The organism is Acidovorax sp. KPB24-03 (genome assembly GCF_057546605.1).
Map to the genome: position 1 here is coordinate 1 of NZ_BAAJYR010000786.1, position 895 is coordinate 895.

At 70.1% G+C, this 895-nt stretch carries 1 pseudogene; it reads right to left on the bottom strand.

Going from position 1 to position 895, the window contains the following annotated elements:
- Nucleotides 1–672, bottom strand: a pseudogene (ntrB, locus tag AC27KI_RS26005) (nitrate ABC transporter permease); the annotation flags it as partial.
- Between the last annotated feature and the right edge of the window lie 223 nt (nucleotides 673–895).

The window sequence follows — 895 nt, forward strand, 5'->3', positions numbered from 1 at the left end:
GTTCCACTCGTCCCAGACCCAGAACCCGATGCCCACGCCGCCGGTCAGCATCTCGGCCGCCACGATCACGAGCCAGGCGGTGCCCACGGCCAGGCGCACGCCGGTCAGCATGTAGGGCAGCACTGCGGGGAACAGGATGGTGGTGGCGATCTTCCATTCCGAGAGGTTGAGCACGCGGGCCACGTTCATGTAGTCCTGCGGCACGCGCTGCACGCCCACCGCGGTGTTGATGACCATGGGCCAGATCGAGCAGATGAAGATGGTCCAGATGGCGGCCGGGTTGGCGCCCTTGAACACCAGCAGGCCGATGGGCAGCCACGCCAGCGGCGACACGGGCCGCAGCAGGCTGATGAGCGGGTTGAACATGCGCGAGAGGAAGTGGAACCGCCCGATCACGAAGCCCGCGGGAATGCCCACCAGCGCCGCCAGCCCGAAGCCGACCGCCACGCGCTCCAGCGAGGCGAGCACGTTCCAGCCCACGCCCTGGTCGTTGGGGCCGTTGCGGTAGAAGGGGTTGCTGAAGACTTCCAGCGCCTGCTTCCAGGTCTCCAGCGGGCCGGGAATGCTCTGCCCGGTGGTGGAGGACACCACGGCCCACAGCCCGATCAAGAGGCCCAGGCCGCAGACCGGCGGCAGCACGGCGAGCCAGAAGGCGCGCGAGGCGGCCGCCCAGCGCGCGCGCCGCGGCGGCTGGGCGGGCGGACTGCAGTGGTTTTTGCCCCGATGCCGGCGTTTTGATTTGCCGGTGTTGCTATCGTTTGCATAGCAGAAGGGGCGCGGCTGGGGTGGGCTCGGCGGGGCGTGGAAGACGGCGCTGACCATGGTGGGATTCGTCCTGGGCGGGGGGCTGGGGGGCGGGGCGGCTCGGGCGGGGCCCGGGGTCAGGCCTTGATCT